This is a genomic window from Rhodobacteraceae bacterium IMCC1335 (genome assembly GCA_039640495.1).
Taxonomy (GTDB): Bacteria; Pseudomonadota; Alphaproteobacteria; order Rhodobacterales; family Rhodobacteraceae; genus Thalassovivens.
Genome location: CP046864.1, coordinates 2,484,131 through 2,504,820 on the forward strand (window position 1 = coordinate 2,484,131; position 20,690 = coordinate 2,504,820).

The following is a 20,690-nucleotide window of genomic DNA, read 5'->3' on the forward strand; positions in this document are numbered from 1 at the left end:
ATATTTCTGAGTGATTAGGTTTTAAGTGAATGCTGATGGCGTAGATTTATATAAAGTGGGCGCTTAAACTATCGCCCGAGAACGTATTTCATTAACACTTTAGTTAAACAATTTTATTTTCCACCGTATTTTCGTGAACAAAGCAAATTAGAAGTGAGGTGGTAATATGAATTTATACACTCACACTATGGCAACCAATCTTGCTGTTACGAGCGTGTATTCAAAAGCGAACAACGTGTTGGAGCCCAAGCAGTCGGGTCGTTTACGTCGTGACAAGAAGCATAAAGATGGAGTGGAAGTCTCGATAAGCCGTGGCAGCACAAACCCAAACCATGAAGAACTTTTAAATATGCTAAAAGGCCAGTTCGGTTAGCCTACCTATCGTGGGTACATACTTCGTATCTGGCCTATACGGTACCCCACTGGTGACCAGTTTGTTGGCTACAGGCTAGAGTTAGAGCCAATGGCATTCAATTCAATGCTTACAAAAGATAGGTTATCTGTTTTCAACACTCTCGATTAAAGTCGCAAGAGGCTCCATCAGGCCACTATCTTCAACCCGCATTTCAAAGCAATCGTTGGGTGGTGTCAGCCAAATCGGCTCAAGCATCACAAGCCTTGGGAGCGTGGATTCTATGAGGCAATAAGAGAGTGCCACTCTGTAAGATGGGATGGTTGCCGCCCTCCCCAGACGGCATCGCAATGTGCCAATATTGTGGTGTTGAACGCCACACGAAGAGGAGGACGGCAAGATGCAGAATATGATGATTGGGGTCGATCTGGCAAAGAATGTTTTCCAGGTTCACGGAGCTTCGCAAACAGGCGAAGTGCTCTACCGAAAGAAACTGAGCCGAAAGCAATTCAGTGCGTTTATGGCGCTGCAAGAGCCAAGCTTGGTCATCTTTGAAGCCTGTGGGAGCGCTCACTATTGGGCGCGTGAAATGGAAGCGCTTGACCACGAGGTGAGGCTGATCGCACCGCAATATGTACGCCCGTTTGTGAAGCGCCAGAAAAATGATGCGGCCGACGCCGAGGCGATCGTGATCGCGGCACGCCAGCCCGAGATGCGTTTTGTTGAACCCAAGACCATCGAGCAGCAATCTCGCGCAGCGGTGTTCCGCGGCCGGGAACGCCTGGTGCATCAGCGGACCGCTGATGTGAACGCGCTGCGCGCACTTTTGTATGAGCACGGCCATGTTTTTCCTGCTGGGATACGTCACCTCAATCGCATGACAGCGCTTATTGAGGACGAGATCTCTGGCCTGCCAATGCTCATTCGAGAGGAGTGCAAGGACCTACTGGCGCAGATTGCAGAGAAAACAGCACGTATCATCGAGCGTACCGCGAAACTGAAAACATTAGCCGCGCAGTCAGACAAGGCGCGCCGGCTTCAGACCATGCCTGGTGTTGGACCGCTCACGGCCGTCGCGGTGGAAGCGTTCGGCCCCGACATGGCGCAGTTCAAAACCGGTCGTGACTTTGCAGCTTGGCTGGGGCTCGTCCCCAAGCAGCATTCCTCTGGCGGCAAGGAGCGTTTAGGGCGGATGACCAAGGCAGGCCAGGCAGATATCCGACGCCTTCTGATCATTGGGGCAATGTCGCGATTGACCTGGCTTGGACGACGAACGATTCCGGCAGGCAGCTGGCTGTCGCGGATGTTGGCACGCAAGCCCAAAATGCTGGTCGCCATAGCGTTGGCCAACAAGATGGCCCGACAGATCTGGGCGATGCTGACGAAGAACGAGAATTACAGGGATCCGGCGCTGGCAGTTGTGGCATGATATGTATGTCTAGACGCTAGCGGCGGTGCCAAGGGGGTGTGAGAAGACGACGACCTGAATGGGCAAAACGATCGAACAGATCCGGAGTGGGAAAACCAGGGCTGCTCTCAGTGCAACAAGCACGACGGTAAGATTTGGACCCGATCCGCAGATCACCATACCGGCCTGCGGCTTTTGAAAAGCCCACATCTCAAGGCCTTACAGAAGACCGCACTCGATCACGCGCTAGAAAGGTAGAAAACTTCTTGCATTACGGGCGGCAACCACAGAAGAGCAGCGTCGCGGTTTAGCTTGAAAGTGCTACGTTTTGAGATTGACCCTTGTAAATTGAAGTGATTGTGAAATGAGGCGTGGATTGAGGCGAACTTTTGGAGGCTGTGCATACGCCTGAACCGCAGCATTGCCCTTTCTCGTTGTCGAAACGGCAGATGTGAATTCTCAACTCTGTTATTTTCCCACCACTCTGTAACTTGCTTATCTGCACTGCCCAGCTCTTTTGCTGCTGCACTGTAGATCGAAGCCTATCTGTGACGATCTCATTGGGCGATCCATACCGCCGCATAGCTTTTTTCATGAACTTTAATGCGGCTTTTTGGTCTCTCTTTTTGGTGACGTAGCTTTCTAAAACTTCGCCCTAATGATCGACTGCGCGCCATAGGTCATGTCTTTCTCCATTTATCTTTACAAAAATTTCATCAAGGTGCCACTTCCAGTTGCTCGACTGCATGTCCCCTGCTCTTCGCTTTTTGATCTCGGTTGCGAACTTAAAGCCAAACCAGTGCCACCAATACCGAACAGATTCATAGCTTACATCTACTCCACGCTAATGAAGCAGGTCTTCTACATTTCTTAGTGAAAGCGGAAACCTCACATACAGCATGACTGCAAGTTGGATGATCTCGGGGCTAGTTTTAAAATAGCGAAAGGATACCGAATTACTCATAGCTGAGTAGCTGAGTCCTGCATCAACCTCAGGCAAGGTGGTTTATTATGACAAAGCCAATACTCAGCCTTTCCAGATCGCCTGACGGATCATGCATATCAGGTTCGGCAACCGCGACGTAAAACAGCTTGGTTGAAGGATTCAACACAATGTCGCGGGCCTCTGCGCGTTTGCGCACGACTTGTTTGTGGACCTGGCTTTCCGGCGGTACGTCGATGACGATGTCCCCTTGGACCGTGGCCTGACAGCCCAACCGCCGCCCAGAAATCAGCCCGCGCTTGTCCTGATAGCGCTGCTCGACGGCATTCCATTCGGACAGGGCATCCTCCTGAACGGTGACCCCATGTTTGGAGAACTCGCCGTAGCTTGGCGTGATCTGGCACTTTGAACAAATGCCGCGCCCACCGCAGACCGAATCCAAATCAACACCCAACTGGCGCGCGGCGGCCAGAATTGGTGTGCCGGTCGGGAAATGCCCGATGACAAAAACCTGCCAAAACTGTAAAGGTTTTGCCGTAGGTTTTTGTCCAGCCTAAGCGGTTGATCTAGCGTGGGGCAGGGGAGACCGGCATAAACGACCGTTTTTGACACCAAGCATGTTAAGCAACGGGTCCTGAGCCTGATTCGAGAGCTGATAGGCGATTAATCGTTTGGTGGACCTGATAATTTCATTACCGCTTGATTAATTCTACTGCAGGCATCTTTTAAATTATCCTCGGATGAGGCGTAAGAAATACGGATGAAGCCATCCACAAGAAAACCAGAACCAGGAACACCTGCGACACCCGCCTCTTCCATGAGATACATCGCAAAATCCATATCATTCTTAATGATCTTGCCTTCCGTACTTTGCCTACCAATTAGATCACTGCATTTAATAAAGACATAAAACGCGCCGTTTGGCAGGTCGCAGGACAAGCCAGGGATCTTGTTAAGCATGTCGACAATGAGGTCGCGCCGAGCCTTATACGTCTTTTTGAATTCCTGAATGAATGTCTGATCGCCGGTGAGCGCTTCTACGGCCGCATGCTGTGCGATAGAACATGTGTGGGAGGTGGATTGGCCCTGTACTGTTTTCATCGCCTTGATAAGTTCGATCGGACCAGCGGCATAGCCGACACGCCATCCTGTCATAGCATAGGCTTTGGAAACACCATTGACGGTGAGCGTCCGCGCTGCGAGGTCCGGAGCGATTTTGGCTATTGTTGCGAAACTCACGTCTCCGTACACGAGGTGTTCGTAGATATCGTCCGACAGAATCCAGACGTTCGGATAGTCTCGTAAAACTTCAGCCAGGTCTTCGAGATTTTTCCTCGAATATACTGCTCCGGTAGGGTTAGATGGCGAGTTCAGCATCAGCCATTTTGTTTTGTGGGTCAGAACGGCGCGGAGTTCTTCGGGTTGTAAAATAAACCCATTCTCAGCACTGGTCTTAGCCGGTACAGGGGTGCCACCTGCCAGTTTGACTATTTCCGGGTAGGACACCCAGCATGGCGTTGGGAAAACGACTTCATCTGTCTCGTCAAGCGATGCGACCATAGCGTTGTAGAGGAGCTGCTTCGCACCACAACCGACAATAATTTCGTCGATGGACACCGGTCTTCAGGAAGCTGCAGATGGCATGCATTGCTGGGTCGCGACACAAACAGAAAGTGGATATCGGGAATGGGATATTGCCCACGCAATAAAGGCCGGCAGAGATGCCACCGTTCCCATGACCGAGATTGATCGCGGTTTACGGGTGCCCGTCAGCTATGGCCGCAACATCGTTTATCAGATCAGTGACCAGCAGTTTATGTTGGAGCATTTTGTCCAGCCACGATGGCTTCTTGCAGACGGAACCGCACCAGTTGCCTCTGTGACCGCGCGTATTGCGGCGTGATACAAGAGGCCTCGCCTTGTAGGTCCAACTTGGCCTCGGTGATGGACGGTGATTTTCGGGCCGGGCCAGTTGTCACCAACGACTAGTTTGGAGTGTGCAACAGAGCATATTCGGCACTGCCGCGGAATTCACCTTAAAATTGCTCCAGAGACACGCTCAACTTCAATCATTTGCCTGAAAATAACGCGATGCAGAAATATTTGGAATCCATAACGTTCCAAAGACATCTGGAATTTAAAGGGGGGCAAATTGGGGGGCGAACATCTTAATTTAATATAAAATGTATATTTATCAATACATTAAAATATAGGTATGGCGGTGCCGTCAGACAAAACGGCACAAGCATCAAAAGTCTTGGGAAACTTTAGTTGGAATTGAAAATGTGAAGCGCATCCGAGGTTTCGTAGTGACCATGACTTCGCCTTGATGGATTTTAGCAATTTCATAGACAATCGCTAATCCCAAGCCAGATCCTGAATTCTCTCCGATTTGCGAAAACCGATCAAAACAAGATTGAATTTCGCTATCCTCAATCTTAAGGCCGTCATTTTCAACTTGTATAGTAACAGCGTCGGAATTGGCGCTGACAGTAACAATTATTTCAGACAGGGTGTTTCCACCATGTTGCAGCGCATTTTCAATTAAATTTGTGATCGCTTCATTCAACAAAGTTGGATCAAACCTAGCTTTAGCAGCTGGAGTGGCAGTATTCACCGTAAATTCTATATCCTGAGCCAACACTTTTGGCGCAAGGCGCGTTGTGAGCTCGGTTACAGCGGCATTGACCTCGTTCAACCCCAAAGCGGGTTGAACGCCACGCAACCGCTCTAGCGACAACATTTGATTGGTCAATCGCACCGTCCTGCGAGTTTCAGCGACCAATTGTGCTGCTCGATCCGTGCTAGCGGAAAAAGTTTTCGCAGCAAGCGTGGCCTGGGCCATCGCATGAATGGCCGCCACCGGATTGCGCAATTGGTGGGCAGCATTCGAGATCAGGCGATCACGCGCCACTTGGGCTTCGGTTAATTGTGAAAAAAGAGCGTTCAACCGGCTCACAATTCCGCGTGCCTCTATAGGAACTTGTCTCTCAATGGGGCGGATATCTGATGGGCTACGCCTTTGGATGGCGGCCTCTAGCTGGCCCAATGGACGCAATCCTAAACGCACACCAAAAATGACCACACTGGCAGCCGTTAACACCAGCAATGCGGTGATAAACGCAGCTTGTAGCGCCAGATTACGGGCAAATTTGAACCTTGGCTCAAGGTCTTGCCAGACTGTAACCACTGAAACACCCGAGATACCTCCGATCACGACAGGCTCGGCGAGGCTTACCGCCCGCACATCTCGACCCAGATGTCGGGCATTGAACAAGAATGGAATATTACGCTCTAAACTTGCTGTTCTATCACGTACCGGCGGGGAAGAATAACCGGTAACAAAACTGCCATCTGGCCCGTAAACATGATAATATATCGACCCGGCTGCAGCATCTTCGAAAAGGTTCTGCGTCGTCACGGAAAGCGAGTCGCCACCCGAATAAGCGACATCGCGCGAGACGGCCAAGCACAGCATAACCAGCTGACGGTCGAAAATATCTTCTGCGGTTTTTCGCGCTTCGACAAAGCGCCAATAGATCGCAGCAAAAGCAACAATTAAAAGCGGCAGCAGAATTAAAATTAATAGACGCAGCCGAAGTGAGGTAGATAAGATACTCATTTTTCAATTTGCATCATATAGCCAAGGCCCCGCGCCACCTTAATCCGAACTTGAAAAGCAGCCAACTTTTTACGCAAACGGGACACATAGATCTCAACCACGCGCTCTTCGATATCTGCTCCGATGCCATAAATATGGTCAGCGATTTGAGTTTTTGAAACGATTTGATTTTGCCGTTCGAACAGGCATTCAAAAACGGCCAACTCTCGGCGCGGCAGCGGCAGTTCTTGAGCCTGTGCAAACAGTTTGCGACCGGCACGATCAAAAGACAGCGCTCCGAAACAAATGCTTTTTTGATCAACCAACGGTTTGCGTCGAATAAGCGCACGCAGGCGCGCATCTAACTCTTCCATATCAAAGGGTTTCACCAAATAATCATCGGCCCCCGCATCAAGTCCGGTAACACGATCATGCAAGTCACCTCGCGCTGTCAGAAGTAAAACCGGAAGTTGATTGGATGACTTGCGTAGCGCTTTCAGAATGCTAAACCCATCGAGGCGTGGCAGATTCACATCCATTACAACGATATCCGCGCTTTCTTGTTGCAAAAACTCAAGAGCTGTTTGACCATCATGCAGCAAATTGACTGAATGCCCTTGGTCGCGCAAGTGATGCGCGATCCCCTGAGCAAGAGCAAGATTATCTTCAACGATGGCAATGCGCATTAATCTGCCCCATGATAGTTTCGTGCAAGGTTGACCAAGCATGGTGCGAGAATCAAGGGCGAAAAGCTTGCCCTGATTTCATAAATTTTACGCAATATGAGCGTTATTGGGAGGAACTATGAAACTATCAAACTTTACCCGCCGCGCCGTTATGGCAACGGCCGCAGCCGCAGCTTTCGCACTGCCTGCACAGGCTGATGTGGATATGTCTGGAAAAACCATCGAATGGACAATCCCGTTCTCAGAAACAGGGGGCTCGGCCAAATGGGCAAATTTCTTTGCCCCACTTTTGTCCGAAGCACTGCCTGGCAACCCCTCTGTTGTGGTTAAATTTATGCCCGGCGCGGGCTCTACGAAAGGTGCCAACTGGTTTCAAGAGCAAACAAATGGCGACGGCACTGTGATGTTTGGCTCTTCGGGCTCAACTCAATTTCCATATTTGCTTGGGGATCCGCGTGTTCGCTATGAATATAATGACTGGAACCCCGTAATGGCTTCAGGCACCGGCGGTGTGGCCTATTTGAACGCTGAAGACGGAGCAAAATTTGACGGCACAGCAAATAATCTTAAAGACACCACGTTTATCTATGGCAACCAAGGTGCAACCCGCCTTGACCTGATCCCTGCTTTGGCATGGGAAATGTTGGGCATGAATGTTGAACATGTACTTGGCATTAAAGGACGCGGCGATGGGCGCAAAATGTTCGAGTCAGGCGAGGCAACTATCGATTATCAAACATCATCCGGCTATTTAAAGGGATCCGCTGCATTGGTCGACGCGGGCAAAGCAGTTCCGATGATGACTTGGGGATCATTAAGCGCAAATGGCGATATCGTGCGCGATCCAACATTCCCAGAACTGCCTACGTTCAAAGAAGTTTGTGATGCAACCGATGGGTGCGAAACATCTGGCCCCAAATGGGATGCTTGGAAGGCTTTCTTTGTTGCCGGATTTCCATCACAAAAGATCGCATTCCTACCTGCGGGTACGGACCAAGAGATTGTTGATACTTTCGCAAATGCCTTTGCAGAAATCAAAGCGCGCCCAGATTTTGCTGAAATCTCAGCAAAACGTTTGGGTAAATATCCGATGTACACAGGCGCTGACGCCAAAGCGGCCTTGGGCAATGCAATAACCGTGAATGCTGAAGCTAAAGGCTTTGTTGTTGATTGGTTGAAGGATCAATTCGGCGTTGAGTTGAAATAAGCTGATTGTTTTAGATGCGCCCCCTCGCAGTGAGGGGGCGTTTTTCAAAACAGTGCGACGGAGCCTTTATGGACATTTTTATAGATGCGCTGCCCGCTCTTGGGTCAGCTTGGGCACAAATTTTGCAACCGATTGTGATCGGGTATCTGGTTTTAGGTGTCTGTATGGGCTTGGTAATTGGAGTGTTTCCTGGCCTTGGCGGGATTGCCGGCTTGTCGCTGTTACTGCCTTTCATGTTTGGGATGGATCCCACTCTTGGTCTTGCACTGATGATCGGAATGATCGCTGTGGTGCCGACATCTGATACGTTTGCCTCTATACTGATGGGAATTCCTGGCTCTTCAGCCTCACAGGCCACTGTCCTTGATGGGTTTCCAATGGCCAAACGCGGGCAAGCGGCCCGCGCGCTTTCAGCGGCGTTTGCGTCTTCCCTTTTTGGAGGCTTGGTCGGGGCTGCTTTTTTGACCATTTTTATTCTTGTGGCACGGCCGGTTGTGCTTCTGTTTAAATCGCCCGAGCTGCTAATGGTTTCAATTTTTGGTCTGTCTATGGTTGGAATTCTGGCGGGACGCATAGCAATTAAGGGGGTCGTGGCGGCCGGTCTCGGCTTACTGATCGGATCAATTGGCGAGGGCCCATTTAATGGTGAACTGCGCATGTCCAGTTATGACTATCCGTATCTAACGGACGGTCTTAAGTTGGTGATCGTGGGTTTGGGTGTTTTTGCCGTTCCTGAAATCATCGCTTTGTTAAGGCAAGATAAAGCTATTTCTGACCGACAAGCACTTGGCGGAGGATGGCTTTTAGGCATTAAAGATTGGTGGCGCAACAAATGGCTATCGGCAAGATGCTCAATCATTGGCGTCATCGTTGGTGTTATCCCCGGGCTTGGCGGCTCGGTGGTGGATTGGATCGCGTACGGACATACGATTCAAACCAGCAAAGAAAAATCCGAATTTGGCAAAGGCGATGTGCGCGGCGTGATCGGGCCTGAAAGCTCGAATAATGCCAAAGAGGGAGGCGGGCTCGTGCCCACTTTACTTTTTGGGATTCCGGGCTCAGGCTCAATGGCAGTTTTTATTGGAGCGCTGGCGCTTTTGGGAAATGGCATTGATGTTGGTCCCAGCTTGCTAGAAAACAATCTTGGTTTCACGTATTCGATCGTTTGGCTCTTAGCCTTGGCCAATGTGGTGGGCACGATTTTTTGCATTGCGCTGTCTGGTGGGATCGCAAAATTAACCAATATCCGCTTTGCATTGCTGGCCCCTTTTATCTTTATGATAATTTCTTTTGCCGCCTTTCAAAGCGGGCAGAACCTGATGGATCTTGTGGCACTTTTTGCGATCGGCTTCTTGGGGATAATGATGCGCCGATTTGACTGGTCTCGCCCGGCTTTTTTGATCGGTTTTGTTTTGGCTAATGCGGTTGAAAACTATTCCAATAATGCAAACCAAATCGCCGGTATCCGTTTCCGGCAAAGTTGGGAGGCCGGCATGAATTACATTCTGTCTCCCATCGTTATTGTTTTAATTATAATCACGCTTTTATCAGTTGTGATCGGATTGCGTCAGGCGAAAAATATTTTATCCGAAGGCGAAGTTCCGTCAGGAACAAAACGCGCCCCTTTAGTCTTTTTAATCTGTGTGATCGGGTTTATCTCATACGCGCTTTGGGATGCCCTTAGCATTCCTGATTATGCGGCCACCGATCGTGTATTTCCAGTTTTTGTGGCCTCCATTTCTCTTATAGGTGCATTAGTATTGTTAATACAAATGATGCTCGTACCTGAAACGCATGGATTGTTCGCGGATCGTGAAAACAGCGGCGAAGAGCAAACCGCACAATATCGTCTCTGGCCTACATTAGCTTGGTTTGCCTTTTTGTTGATCTTGACCGCGCTGACCGGTTTCATAATCGCGCTGGCTGTTTTCTTGGCTAGTTTTATGAGGTACCGAGCACAATTGGGTTGGCCAATGACTTGGGTATATTCAATCTTGGGCATTAGTTTCATGTTATTTATGGCATGGTTGCTCAACAGAGATTTTCCGCCAGGTCTATTACAATCTTATTTTGACCTACCATGGCCCTTTACATGATAGTGGCGCCATAGGGATGGCAGCAAGCACATTAAAGCTTTTATCGCTTAGCGGCGATGGTATCGGCCCCGAGATCGTGCAAGCCACAAAGACAGTTTTGACTGCTTTGACACAATCATGCGGGCTGCAGATCGCTTGGGAAGATATGGAGATCGGGCTTTCTGCTCTAAAAGCAAGCGGCAGCACTATTCCAGATACAGTGATCACAGCCGCAAAAGAAGTTGATGGCGTGCTGCTCGGTCCGGTGTCCCATAATGTTTATCCACCTGTTTCTAAAGGGGGGCTAAACCCCTCTGGAGTGTTGCGGCGCGAATTAGAACTATTTGCAAATATTCGTCCGGCATTGTCGTTAGAGGCGTTACCAAACCCAATCTCAAAACCTATCGATCTGGTCATATATCGTGAAAATCTGGAAGGTTTTTATGCGGATCGTAACATGGCCTCGGGCGGATCAGAATTCATTGCGGTAGAGGGCGTGGCCTTGGCCATGCGCAAGATTACGGCGCAAGGTTCAAAACGTATTGCACGCGCAGCTTTTGAGGGTGCAATGCAACGGCCGGCCAGACATGTCACGGCTGTCCATAAAGCCAATGTAATGCGTTTGACTGATGGGCTTTTTCTAAAAGAAGTGCGTAAAATGGCGGCGCATTATCCGGATGTGGTATATGATGAAATACTGGTTGATGCAGCGGCTGCCCTGTTGGTACGAGATCCGGGCCGCTTTGATGTTATCGTGACCACCAATATGTTTGGCGATATCTTATCAGATCTTGCCTCAGAGCTGTCTGGAGGCTTAGGTTTAGCCGGATCTTTAAACCTCGGGACGGAGCACGCAGTGGCGCAAGCGCAGCATGGATCAGCTCCGGATATTGCAGGGTTAAATCAGGCAAACCCAACCTCGCTCATTCGTTCAACCGCAATGCTTCTCCTGCATCTTGGGGCAATAGATCCCGCCGCCTTATTGACAGAGTGCCTACAATCGGTGCTTTCTGACCCAACCAGCCGGACCCGTGATTTGGGTGGCCGGTTAGGCACGCAGGAATTTGCGGCACATTTGGCCAACCTAATTAGGAAAGAAAAGCGATGAGCCAGACGCCAATCCCTTTTATCTTTATGCGCGGCGGTACTTCACGCGGCCCTTATTTCAATCGAGCAGACCTACCGCAAAATTTGGATCAATTGGCCAACGTACTCATTTCAGCTCTTGGCTCTGGTCATGCCCTGAACATAGATGGGATCGGCGGGGGCAATGCCGTCACGACCAAGGTGGCAATGCTTTCCAGATCAAATCTACCCGGGGCAGATATTGACTATTTTTTCGCACAGGTCAGCGTGGAAGATGGTTTGGTCGATTTTAAACCAACCTGCGGTAATATTCTCTCAGGCGTGGCATCGGCAGCGATTGAAATGGGTTTACACCCCTCCTCGGAGGGGGAAACCTCGGTCGCTATACATGCAGTGAATACAGGCGCTGAAATCATCGCTAAAGTACAAACGCCAAGAGGGCAGATAAGCTATGCCGGCCAGGCGGCAATTGACGGAGTGCCCGGAACGGCCGCGCCGGTTGAGCTGAATTTTATGAAAGTTGCGGGTTCTTCAACAGGGGCCTTTTTGCCAACTGGCAATTTAACCGATGAAATTGATGGCATCCCGGTCACTTGCATGGATGTGGCGATGCCTATGGTGATTGCGCGCGCAGCTGATTTTGGCTTGAGCGGGTATGAAACACGAGATGAACTCGATAAAAATACAGTGTTTTTTCAATGTATGGAGGCGCTGCGCATTAAAGCGGGCGCCGCCATGGGCATGGGCGATGTGCGTAGATCTGTGACGCCGAAATTTGGTCTAATAGCACCAGCTACGCATGGTGGAAGTTTAACAACGCGTTATTTCATGCCTTGGAAAACGCACCCCACAATGGCTGTAACCGGCAGTCAATGTTTGGCCTCTTGTGCGTTAACCCCGGGAACCGTGGCGGATGGGTTGCTGGAAAGGCCTATGGAAATACCTGCTAAAATAACTTTAGAACATCCGATGGGCTCCATGGAGGTGTTGGTTGATTACCGTCTGAAGGATGGTGCATTTGAACATAAATCGGCGGGGTTGATCCGTACCTGTCGAAAACTTGCAGACGGACAGGTTTATGTGCCAGCTGAGATTTGGGATGGACATACGGGTCGATGAAACTGGCAATCTTAGACGATTGGTTCAACACACTGCGTGGCTTGACCTGTTTTTCAAAACTGAATGGGATAGAGGTGACGGTCTTTACCGATCACGAAACAGATATCTCAAAATTGGCGATGCGCCTTCGGCCATTTGATGCGTTGGTTCTTTTTCGAGAGCGTACGGCGATTACAGCCGAATTGCTGGATCAATTACCAAACTTAAAATTAATCTCGCAGCGCAGTGTTTATCCGCATGTGGATGTCGAGGCTTGTTCGCGAAACGGTGTATTGCTGTGTTCTAATATGCATTCTGGTACGCCCTCTTTTGCTGCAGCAGAACATACATGGGCGCTGATCATGGCCAGTATGCGGCAAATTCCTCAGCAGATGGCTAGCCTACAAGCGGGTCATTGGCAGATGGGAGTTGGGAAAACTTTGCATGGTCGTCGTTTGGGCCTTTATGGGTATGGACGCATTGGTAAAACAGTCGCCGGCTACGCAGAGGCTTTTGGGATGGACGTGGTTTGGTGGGGCTCTGAGACAGGGCGCAAACGCGCCAAGTTGAACGGCCAAAAAGTGGCGCCCACGCGTTCAGAGTTTTTTGCAAGCGCCGATGTGATTTCTGTACATGTGCGTCTAAAACCAGAAACGCGTGGATTGATTACCACAACGGATTTTGCATCAATGCGCCCCGATGCGCTTTTCGTAAATACATCCCGTGCGGCGCTTATCGAACCAGGCGCTCTTTTGGAGGCGTTAAATGCCGGAAGACCAGGGCGTGCGGCCATAGATGTATTTGATCAAGAACCGATCACCTGGCCCGCTGATCCCCTGGCCACGCATCCAAATCTTATCTGCACGCCGCATATCGGATTTGTCACCGAAGATGAATTTGAACTGCAATTTTCAGATATTTTTGATCAGGTGATTGCCTTTCAAGCGGGCGCGCCGATCAATATGATCAATGGCCAGATTTGGCGCGCATAATCTTAGCAAGGATCGGGGCCCCTAATATAACAATGAATATACGAAACAGGTGATGCGCTACAACAAATCCCATATCGGCACCGACAATCAACGCCATGACGACAAGTTCGGCCTGCCCACCTGGCATAAGCGACAGAACTGCCTCAATCGCTGGAGCACGGTCATAAAGTACAATAAAACTTACAATCACCAGGGTGAGCAGCAATAAGAATACGCAAAACCCCAAACCGGCCAGGATATCCTTGCGGATTTCCTCTATAGAAATCCCAACATATTTAACGCCAATTCCAAGCGCAATAAAATATTGCGCCGCCCAAATAGCTTCGGCCGGCGGACGGGTCTGTAAAACTTCTGTCATACTGGCAAAAGCGGTCAAAAGCAGCGGACCAAGAATTGTGGCTCCAAACATATTGAAATAGGCGGCGATTTTCCATCCCGCTATGGCGCAAAACCCAAGGATAAGCAGTTGATCCAATGCAAAGCTATGCACGGGCTTGCCCGGCGCTTGATCAAGCGTCACCTGCCAAACAGAGGTTAAGAGAATAGGCAATAAGACCACGATAACCAAGACGCGCGTGGCATGAATTAAAGACATAGCCCGGACGTTGCCCCCAGCCTCCTCACCGAAAACCAACATATCCTGCAAGCCGCCGGGCATTGAGCCATAATATGCAGTGGGAAAATCATAGCCACAGAGGTTTTTAAAATACCAGACCCCAACCACGCCGCTGACAAAAACGATTATCGGGATAAAGATTAATGTATCCCACAGCCCCGGTAGACTTATCACAAAGCCTATTGTTACAGTTGCACCGGCAGCCACGCCCAAGATCGTACGCATCCCATCGTTTATAATTTTCACCGTTGTTAATTGTGCGCCAAAAACTGCGGCTATCAAACAGCTGCACAAGGGTCCAAACAGCCAAGGCAAGGGGAAATCCAACCATATAAAAATCAATGCGCCAATAAGGCCGATCCCGTGGGTTGCCAAATGTTTACCCATCGAGTTGTAACGCCTTCAAGCGATGTTCAAGTGATGCCTCCATATGTTTGCGCATTAGTTTAGCAGCTGTTTCCGGCTGACCCGATTTTAGGGCCTCGACAATGGCATCATGCTGCGAAACCACGTCTTTGACACGCTCAGAGCTTTCCAAAGTTGTTTTTCCCAACAGAACCAGCGCATGCGATAACGAATTATGGCTTTGCGATAGAAATCGGTTGCGCGCCGCGCTGAGGATACAGCCATGAAATTTACGATTAAGCATGGCCACTTTATAGGGATCCGTTGCCACCTGCATCATCTGCGCATTCAAAGTTTTAAGGGTATGGATTTCCGCCTTTGAGGCGTGCTTGGCTGCCATTTGCGCGGCGGTTGCTTCCAAAACAATCCGCATTTCATAAAGCTCAACAATTTCTTGCTGGGCTAAGACACGTATCATCGCTCCGACCCGCGGTTTATGCGCCACAAGCCCATCGGTTTCCAATCGACGGATCGCCTCTCGGATGGGTGTCCGGCTAACGCCAAAGCGTTGCGCTAGATCCGTTTCCAAAAGCCGGTCGCCTGGGCGCAGCTCACCGTTTTCGATGGCTGCCAATAATTTTTGATAGATTGGGGTGGGAGTCGACATGGGCACTCTTGAATGTTAATCAGCATATTGTATACGCTTGGATGCAATTATACAAGGAATGAGTTATGGGCAAGCGTTGGGATGTCGTTATCATTGGATCTGGAAATGCAGCCCTTTGTGCAGGAATTGCAGCCTGCGAACTGGGCGCAGATGTGTTAATGATCGAAAAAGCGGATCGCGACATGGCCGGTGGGAATACAAAATATACAGCCGGCGCTATGCGATTTTCTTATGAGACCAGCGAGGATCTACATCCCCTTTTGGCAAGGCTAGATGATCCGCGCATAGCGCGCGCAGATTTTGGAAGTTATACGCAAGAAAAATTTGCTGCTGATCTTTCCAGCTTCAATGATGGTGCACCGCTAAGCCAAGAACAACGGGTTCTTGTTTCAAAAAGCTATGAAACTTTGCTTTGGCTTGCCGGTCATGGCGTGACTTTTAATCCAATATGGTCTCGGCAAAGCTTTGAAAAAGAGAGGAAAATTATTTTTTGGGGCGGGCTTACACTTGCCGCAGAAAATGAAGGGGTTGGCCTTTTTGACATGGAATTAACCGCCTATGAAAAATTGGGAGGCGTCATCCGCTATAACTGCGCGTTTCAATCACTCAAAACTCGAGACGATGGAGCCGTTATTGGAGTAACGTTAACCTCAGGCGAAGAAATCGACGCCAATGCAGTAATCTTGGCCTGTGGCGGCTTTGAAAGTAACCCAGATTTACGGGCAAATTTGCTTGGCGCGGAATGGCGCGGTGCAAAAGTGCGCGGCACGCCGCATAATACAGGTGATGGGCTTTTGGCGGCATGGGCGCTGGGGGCGCAGCGCTATGGGCGGTTTAGCGGATGCCATGCTACGCCGATGGATTATTTTATGAAAGATTTTGGCAACCTCAACATTCCGCATAGCGAACGGAAGAATTATCGCAAAATTAGTTACTTTCTGGGTGTGATGCTAAATGAAAATGGGGCGCGATTTGTCGATGAGGGGATCGATTTTAGAAACTACACCTATGCGCAATTTGGCCGGGCCGTTTTGCAGCAACCAGGTCAAAAAGCGTGGCAAATTTTTGACAGCAAAGTCTTTGATCTACTGTATGAAGAATATCAGTTTTACGATGCCAGATATGAAGAAGCTGATAATATCTCGGAGCTTTTAGGTAAATGCAATGGATTAGATGCAGTCGCAGCAGAAGCGACGCTACAAGAATTTAATAGCAACACGAAAGGGTCAATTGATTTTGATCCAACGATTAAAGATGGTAAGTCGTCAATTTCTGCAGGGTTGTATAAATCTAATTGGGCACAAGCCATCGATTCACCACCTTATCGGGCCTATCCAGTCACCGGGGGGATCACATTCACTTACGGAGGTGTGAAAATCTCTGAAAGAGCCGCAGTATTGGATCAATCTGGTAACGCAATACCTGGTTTGTTTGCCTGCGGAGAAATGGTTGGCGGTGTGTTTCAAGGAGGCTACCCTGGAGGATCAGGGTTAACCTCTGGCGCGGTGTTTGGCAGGTTGGCCGGCATTGGTGCAGTTGGGAACCGCTTTGCGTGATTGTAGACAACGGCGCGCAGGAATATGTTTAACCCCATTTCTCAGCACCACCAATTTTTGTATTCTCCAATAAAGGTGCTTTCAGGCAAAAGGTCCTAAGCATCCGGAGTGGTTCTCTCAGACTAACTAGTCTTAACAACCAGCCATCTTTGATCTTTCCACTGGACTTCTTGTTATCCGCAAGCCTGTGTGTAGCTGTGCCCGAAGAGTGTCGGGCTCTGCTCGGTACGAGATGATTGTACGGAGTAAATGATGAGACTGGATTTGAATGGTTTGGCAGCTGCCTCGCGCGAGGCGTTAATGTCAGAATGGCGAGCGGTTGTGGGCCGCCCTCCTCCAAAACACTTAAGCAAACCCCTGATGGTACAGATCCTCAGTCATAGCTATCAGCTGGATACCGTTGGCGGATATACAAAGCGTTTGGATAGTCGCCTCAAGAGCGCAGCGCGGCGCGATATAGTGCGGCCTGCCTTTAAACCCGGAAGCCGCTTTGTGCGCGAGTATCATGGAATCACCCATGTGGTTGAGGTGGGAGATGACGGGCGCTTTGTTTGGAAGGATAAGAGCTTTAAGTCCCTCTCTCATACAGCACGCGCTATTACTGGCTATAATGTCTCAGGCTTTCAGTTCTTTGGGGTGCGCCCATGAGAGTGCTGGGAAAGCCTGTGGTGCGCGCAGCGGTCTATACTCGCAAAAGCTCTGATGAAGGTCTTGATCAAGAGTTCAACTCTCTGGATGCACAGCATGAAGCCTGCAGCGCCTATATTGCCTCACAGCGCCATGAAGGCTGGAAGTTGGTAAGGAAGCGCTTTGATGATGGTGGTATTTCTGGCGGGACGCTAGAGCGCCCTGCTCTATCGGCTTTGCTTGCTGATGTAGAAAGCGGTCTCATCGATATGATCGTCGTATATAAGATAGATAGGCTCACACGGTCTTTGTCTGACTTTGCAAAGCTTATTGATTGTTTGGACGCCAAGGGCTGTTCTTTTGTCTCTGTGACGCAATCCTTTAATACCTCCTCATCCATGGGACGGCTGACGCTTAATGTGCTTTTGTCTTTTGCCCAGTTTGAGAGAGAGGTCACAGCAGAGCGCATTCGCGATAAGATCGCTGCCTCCAAGAAGAAAGGCATGTGGATGGGCGGCATGGTGCCCTGGGGCTATAAAGTGCACTCAGATCCTAAAATACAGTCTTTAGAAATATGTGAGGTGCGATCCTCTGATATCCGGCATGTCTATGATCTCTATGAGCAGCTTGGATGTCTGAGCAAAGTAAAGCGTTCTGTAGATACACTCTGGCCTGAGAGAAACTGGAGCCGTGGGCGCATACACAACATTCTGATCAATCCCATCTATATAGGAAAGATCAGACACAAACGGGATGTCTATGAAGGCCTCCACGCAGCTATTATAGACCAAGGCCAATTTGATCGGGTTCAGGACCAGCTGCAAAGGAGGTCAGTCATCAAGCGGGGCAAGCATCCCTCTCGGGGGCCCTCTGCCTTTCTGGTTGGAAAAGTCTATGATGAGACAGGAGACAGATTAACACCGTCCCGGTCCAAGAAATCATCTGGGAGAGTTATCAGGTACTATTACTCAAACCGTCTCATATCAGGCGGCGCTGATCCGACCGGGTGGCGCCTGCGGGCAGATATGTTGGAGGGGCTGCTGAGTGAGATAGTAGTAACGAGGTTAACAGAAGCACTCAATCAGTTCAGGTTGGCGCCGCAGATCAAGCCCCATGCGTTGGTTGGGGCTAAAGAGCGGTTAGAGCAGTTGGATATCAAAGGCACGCTGGATCTGATAACGCGGGTTGATCTCTGTGAGACGAAGGCAAGTATCCAGCTTGATGTTGAGAAAGTAGCTGCGCTCATTCAAGTCGATCCAAATAAACTAGATTTGGAGTTCTTGCGTGTTGAGGAACCCGTGATCCTAAGAAAGCGCACGAATGGGACCAAGCTCACCTGGGTTGGCTATAAGGGAGAGCCCAATCATGCCCTTATAAGAGCTATTGTAACAGCTCAGGCTTGGGTGGAAGAAATCAAGGCAGGTCGGTCCATGTCTGATATTATGCAAGCCCATAATATTCCTGAGGGCATGATCTGGAAGCGCATACGCCTTGCCTTTTTATCGCCCAAACTTCTCCAAGTCATTGTAGAAGGCAAGACCAATCGGGATCTCACAATCAAGATGCTCACCCGGCATGATCTACCGCGTAAGTGGTCTGAGCAAGAAACCCTGTTTTTGAGCTAAATTCCCTGTTATTTCCAATTAATTTCCCTGTTATTTTTTGAGGTCAGTTTTATAAAACCCCAATAAACATTGGGTTTTTCCTTACATTTTCGCGTTTCAAAACATCAAAAAAAGAAAAATTCCCTGTTAAATTCCCTGTTAATAGCGAAAAACAGGGAAAACCTACCCTCGGTGAATGACCAGCTGAGGTTTAGCGGTAATTATCGCTGAAATGAGAGGTGATGTGCTGCATCAGTCGCAAAGCGCTGTTGTAAATCCCTGATCTTGCGCAGGAATAGTGCCAAAAATAACAGCAACAGGAATGAGCAGAATGTGGTGGCGGAGACGAAGGGAAACTATGACATATGTATTTAATTCCCTTATTATCATATAAATATGGTTCTTGACTCAATAAACGTGTGTGGTAATCGTGTGTGGTAAGTGTGATTGCCCAACGAGGAATAGATGCCAAAGTACCTTCAGAAACGAAGACGTAAATGGTACGCAATCCTAGAGATTCCTAAAACCCTGCGACCCACATTTAATAAGCCTCGGTTTGTACAATCTTTAGAAACAGAGTCACTGACCATAGCTGAAACGAGAGTTCTTCCTGTAGTTCATAATTGGAAACAGTTGATAGAAGCAGCAAAGTCCAATGATGGTAACCTTGAGGCTTTGACTGGTCAGTTTAGGGTAGACGCTGAGAGATTAAAGAACGCTGGTGTACCTGACCATGAAATTCAGATGGCACATGAAGACCTTGCTGTGACCCTATCAACTCGAGACAGCCCCACCGATACATACGATAATAAAATATTTGATGCTTATCAGATAGTGCATGAAGGGAAGACGCTTCTTTCAGAACATATCGATGAATACCTTGAATCCTTAGATGTTGAGGCCAAAACTCTGGACGGCAAAAGAAGAGATTTAAATCATTTCGCACAAACCTTTGTAATGGCTAGTGATGCAAACAAAGTAGCCGTCAGAGATTGGGTAAATAATACCCTCGGCAATAAAATGGGGTTATCAGTTGGAACACGAGGAAGAGTTATTTCTAACTGTAGAGGGTATTGGGATTACCTTGAGAAATACAAACAGTTGGACATCCCTGCCCCATTCCACAAAGTTCTTCCACCAAAGCCTAAGAAGAAGACAAAGGCTGAGATAGAGAAGCAGCGTAAAGCCTTTAGAGTGCAAGATTACCATAAGCTGCTGGCTAGTTGTGATAGGGACCCTACCCTAGCTGACTTAATCAGGCTTGCTGCTTACACTGGCTGTCGTATTGAAGAACTTTGTAGCCTTAAAATTCAGAATGTAGCTGACGATAGGTTTGAAATCCTAGATGCTAAATCAGAGGCTGGATGGCGTACAATCCCAATTCACAACGACATAAAACAAGTCATCGCTAGACTAATAGATACAGCTACAGGTCAATATTTAATCTCTGGGCTTTCCTTCAATAAATACGGAGACAGGTCTAATGCTATCGGTAAGAGATTTGGTAGGCTAAAGACCAGACTTGGGTACGGTCCTGATTATGTATTCCACTCCCTTAGAAAAGGCTTTGCTACTCAATTAGAGAACGCTGGAGTGCCTCATAACGTAGCCGCTAGGCTTTATGGGCCATGAACTCTCAGACATGACTTATGGGGGCTATTCTGATGGTCTGATGTTTGAGAGGCTAAAGGAAGCGATGTCTAAAGTGGATTATTCAAAGCACCACTGACCTCATCAATCAGTTGACCCACTGAATTATTAGTGCTGCAATCAAGGTGAGATTTTATAGGAAGGTTCAAGGCGATGACTAATTGTGTCGTGTGTGGA

General features: G+C 49.0%; 16 protein-coding genes and 2 pseudogenes. 11 read left to right on the plus strand and 7 right to left on the minus strand.

The features are described from left to right. Positions 1 to 752 precede the first annotated feature (752 nt). Complete coding sequence (locus GN241_11935) at positions 753 to 1,781, plus strand: IS110 family transposase (protein XAT58000.1); 1,029 nt, start codon at positions 753 to 755, stop codon at positions 1,779 to 1,781. A 218-nt stretch (positions 1,782 to 1,999) separates the two neighbouring features. Here the strand turns inward: GN241_11935 and GN241_11940 are convergent. The 3 genes and pseudogenes from GN241_11940 to GN241_11950 all read right to left on the minus strand — a co-directional run bounded on the left by GN241_11940 (position 2,000) and on the right by GN241_11950 (position 4,320). Continuing rightward, positions 2,000 to 2,724, minus strand: a pseudogene (locus GN241_11940) (IS6 family transposase). Between the two features lie 64 nt (positions 2,725 to 2,788). Continuing rightward, a pseudogene (locus GN241_11945) lies at positions 2,789 to 3,205 on the minus strand (2Fe-2S iron-sulfur cluster binding domain-containing protein). A gap of 161 nt (positions 3,206 to 3,366) precedes the next feature. Beyond that, positions 3,367 to 4,320 (minus strand): aminotransferase class I/II-fold pyridoxal phosphate-dependent enzyme, encoded by a 954-nt coding sequence (locus GN241_11950; protein XAT58001.1) that lies wholly within the window; start codon positions 4,318 to 4,320, stop codon positions 3,367 to 3,369. Between GN241_11950 and GN241_11955 the strand changes: the two genes are divergently transcribed. Continuing rightward, the gene (locus GN241_11955; GenBank protein ID XAT58002.1) at positions 4,313 to 4,606 is read left to right on the plus strand and encodes a hypothetical protein; all 294 of its coding nucleotides are present in this window, start codon (positions 4,313 to 4,315) and stop codon (positions 4,604 to 4,606) included. The genes GN241_11950 and GN241_11955 overlap by 8 nt on opposite strands. A gap of 345 nt (positions 4,607 to 4,951) precedes the next feature. On the opposite strand, the gene GN241_11960 is transcribed toward GN241_11955, so the two are convergent. Beyond that, positions 4,952 to 6,325 carry a GHKL domain-containing protein gene (locus tag GN241_11960; GenBank protein ID XAT58003.1) on the minus strand — a complete coding sequence of 458 codons (1,374 nt, stop codon included), beginning with the start codon at positions 6,323 to 6,325 and terminating at the stop codon, positions 4,952 to 4,954. Then, positions 6,322 to 6,990 carry a response regulator gene (locus GN241_11965; protein XAT58004.1) on the minus strand — a complete coding sequence of 223 codons (669 nt, stop codon included), beginning with the start codon at positions 6,988 to 6,990 and terminating at the stop codon, positions 6,322 to 6,324. The genes GN241_11960 and GN241_11965 overlap by 4 nt, the downstream gene beginning before the upstream one ends. 151 nt (positions 6,991 to 7,141) lie before the next feature. Here GN241_11965 and GN241_11970 point away from each other — a divergent pair, with 151 nt between their 5' ends. From GN241_11970 to GN241_11990, 5 genes are all read left to right on the plus strand, one after another. Then, positions 7,142 to 8,197, plus strand: coding sequence for a tricarboxylate transporter (locus GN241_11970; protein ID XAT59272.1), 1,056 nt, complete (start codon positions 7,142 to 7,144; stop codon positions 8,195 to 8,197). 68 nt (positions 8,198 to 8,265) lie between these two features. After that, positions 8,266 to 10,293: a tricarboxylate transporter gene (locus GN241_11975; protein ID XAT58005.1), complete on the plus strand. Its 2,028-nt coding sequence runs from the start codon at positions 8,266 to 8,268 to the stop codon at positions 10,291 to 10,293. A gap of 16 nt (positions 10,294 to 10,309) precedes the next feature. Beyond that, a complete protein-coding gene (locus tag GN241_11980; protein XAT58006.1) occupies positions 10,310 to 11,380 on the plus strand; it encodes an isocitrate/isopropylmalate dehydrogenase family protein in 1,071 nt (356 codons plus the stop codon). Beyond that, positions 11,377 to 12,477, plus strand: coding sequence for a 4-oxalomesaconate tautomerase (locus GN241_11985; protein XAT58007.1), 1,101 nt, complete (start codon positions 11,377 to 11,379; stop codon positions 12,475 to 12,477). The genes GN241_11980 and GN241_11985 overlap by 4 nt, the downstream gene beginning before the upstream one ends. Further along, complete coding sequence (locus tag GN241_11990; GenBank protein ID XAT58008.1) at positions 12,474 to 13,448, plus strand: D-2-hydroxyacid dehydrogenase family protein; 975 nt, start codon at positions 12,474 to 12,476, stop codon at positions 13,446 to 13,448. Before GN241_11985 ends, GN241_11990 begins: the two co-directional genes overlap by 4 nt. Here the strand turns inward: GN241_11990 and GN241_11995 are convergent. Both GN241_11995 and GN241_12000 read right to left on the minus strand, forming a co-directional pair. Further along, entirely contained in the window at positions 13,423 to 14,451 is a 1,029-nt protein-coding gene (locus GN241_11995; protein XAT58009.1) for an AbrB family transcriptional regulator, read from the minus strand. The two genes, GN241_11990 and GN241_11995, sit on opposite strands and share 26 nt — an antisense overlap. Next, on the minus strand, positions 14,444 to 15,076 hold the full coding sequence (locus GN241_12000; protein ID XAT58010.1) for an FCD domain-containing protein: 633 nt from the start codon (positions 15,074 to 15,076) through the stop codon (positions 14,444 to 14,446). The genes GN241_11995 and GN241_12000 overlap by 8 nt, the downstream gene beginning before the upstream one ends. Positions 15,077 to 15,141: 65 nt before the next feature. Between GN241_12000 and GN241_12005 the strand changes: the two genes are divergently transcribed. The 4 genes from GN241_12005 to GN241_12020 all read left to right on the plus strand — a co-directional run bounded on the left by GN241_12005 (position 15,142) and on the right by GN241_12020 (position 20,495). Continuing rightward, on the plus strand, positions 15,142 to 16,632 hold the full coding sequence (locus tag GN241_12005) for an FAD-dependent oxidoreductase (protein XAT58011.1): 1,491 nt from the start codon (positions 15,142 to 15,144) through the stop codon (positions 16,630 to 16,632). A gap of 249 nt (positions 16,633 to 16,881) precedes the next feature. Beyond that, positions 16,882 to 17,280 (plus strand): DUF2924 domain-containing protein, encoded by a 399-nt coding sequence (locus GN241_12010; GenBank protein XAT58012.1) that lies wholly within the window; start codon positions 16,882 to 16,884, stop codon positions 17,278 to 17,280. Beyond that, positions 17,277 to 18,884: a recombinase family protein gene (locus tag GN241_12015; GenBank protein ID XAT58013.1), complete on the plus strand. Its 1,608-nt coding sequence runs from the start codon at positions 17,277 to 17,279 to the stop codon at positions 18,882 to 18,884. Before GN241_12010 ends, GN241_12015 begins: the two co-directional genes overlap by 4 nt. Before the next feature lie 444 nt (positions 18,885 to 19,328). Continuing rightward, positions 19,329 to 20,495: a tyrosine-type recombinase/integrase gene (locus GN241_12020; protein XAT58014.1), complete on the plus strand. Its 1,167-nt coding sequence runs from the start codon at positions 19,329 to 19,331 to the stop codon at positions 20,493 to 20,495. Positions 20,496 to 20,690 lie beyond the last annotated feature (195 nt).